The organism is Collinsella sp. HCP3S3_D1 (assembly GCF_052064015.1).
GTDB lineage: Bacteria > Actinomycetota > Coriobacteriia > Coriobacteriales > Coriobacteriaceae > Collinsella.
Genome location: NZ_JBQHWK010000035.1, coordinates 1 through 1942 on the forward strand (window position 1 = coordinate 1; position 1942 = coordinate 1942).

Annotated in this window: 1 protein-coding gene; it reads right to left on the bottom strand. The window is 63.6% G+C overall.

Annotated features, from left to right (window positions below; all coding sequences use genetic code 11):
• Positions 1-1395: hypothetical protein (locus tag ACTNDJ_RS08880; RefSeq protein WP_441083566.1), on the bottom strand; the 1395-nt coding region annotated here is incomplete at its 3' end.
• Positions 1396-1942 lie beyond the last annotated feature (547 nt).

Below are 1942 nucleotides of genomic sequence, written 5' to 3' on the forward strand. Positions count from 1 at the left end.
GTACCTGACCAGTGCTGGAAACATGCGCGCAATCGAGTTCGTCGGCCACTGCAGCACCACATCGTCACCGAACCTCGACGCCCACGCATCGGCCTGCGTTTCCCAGTGCCGCGGGTCGCAGTAGATGCGCCCCACCCTGTAGCGGCGCATCACCTCATCCACGGCGGCATCAACCTCGCCGCGAGGGATGCGACCCTCCGGCCACTCCCTTGGGTTCCATACCGCTGGACGCTGATCTGGCCCATACGTTGGCGTGAACCGATGCCCGTCAATCGTCTGCAATCGCAGCGCCGTCCAGTCGCTCGACCGTGACCCGTCAAACCCGCCACACACCGCCGCGCCGTCCGGCACGTCGACCGCAAGCTCAGCAGCCTCCACCACAGCCTCAGGCAGGAACGCGCCCAAGCCTTGCACCAGCATGTTCCCAAAGAACCGCTTCGCCTGCGCCGGGTCGGTGTGCATCAACTCGGCGCACTCGGCCTCGATTGCCTCCAGATCAGCCCACGGCGACCCGCGATACACAAACCGCAGAATCTTCGCCCGCTCAGATTTCAGCTCAAACCTCAGGTCAGTGGGCGGCCTGCGGTAGAACCGGAAAATATCCTTCGATGATGACTCAAACGTCTGCTGAGCCGCCGAGTTCTCCATCGGGTCCCACGGGTTCGTCACCTCCAGGCCACGACCACCCATACCCGCCAAGCCGCGGCGCATATGCTGCCATACCTTGATCAGCTTGCCCGTGTACAGGCCTGACTCATCCGCCACCGCGAAATGGATGGGAGCGCCCACCTTCGAGTTCGGTGCAGCCGTGTTCGGCAACACCTCGCCATTGTTCGGCGTGCGGATGAAATCCTCACGAACCCGCATCAGCTCCTGCAACGGGCCGCGCCTGATCATCTCTTGGAGCGGCGCGTAAATGTTGTCGGTCTGATCCTCAGCCGTCGCCAACAGTTGGATGCGGGAGACCGGCCGCGGAATACCCATCGGCTCACCCGCATCGTAGGCGTAGACGAACCCGCAACCGCAGCCATGATCGACACACCGATACCGCTCGCCACCAACAGCCCAGCCAGCGAAAATGCACGGCCCGACAGCCTCGAACGGGATCAGCGACGCAGCCCACGGCGACTTCCCCGTCTTCTGCGGCCCCACCACCTGCGAACGGCGATACTGGAACGCTGGCGCACCCACCGGGCGGGCCTGGTTAAACACCGCCTTCGGCTTCACCCTGTAATGGTTGAGTGTGCACCACAACTGCCAGCCGTCATGCACAAACGGCTCACCCATCGACCAGCCGTCAGCGACCAGGCAGTGGGCCTCGATCCAGTCAGCAGACAGATACCCCAGAGTTGGCCACGCAACCGACCAGTCATCGTCAGGAAGCGAGGCCGCCATTGATCGCTCTCAGCTTCGAGCCGCGAGACCGCTTCGGCGTCGCAGCCTCAGCCTCGACTGACGAGGCGGTGCGGGTTGTGATCTTCCACCCCAGAGCTGCCAAACCAGCAGGCGTCAAGCCGATGTGCTCAGCGAAACGATGCAACTGCCCCAGCACCGGGGCCGACACGGTGGCGTCCTCACACCGGACAGACAGCCGAGTCCACATCGCCACCGAACGCACCAGCCACCCCGACACGTCCATCGACCACGCGCACGCCTGCGGAGTCCGCCACGCCCACTCCCATACCTCAGACTCACGATCAGTCACGTTGGGCAGTGGAAAGTCGGGCACCGGGCCGTCATAGCCGGACGCTGGCAAATCCTCCAGCCTGTAGCCGCGAGCATCAGACCGTGCAGAGTTCTCGTCCGGCATAGGCCCAGAGCGGATACGAGCACCTTTCGCCATGATTCTGGAGCCTCCTTTGCCGCATCTCACGGCAGAGAACGAGAGCGCGGCATCTCACCGCGCTTGGGAAAAATTTGAACCCGCCGGACTGTTTTGTGC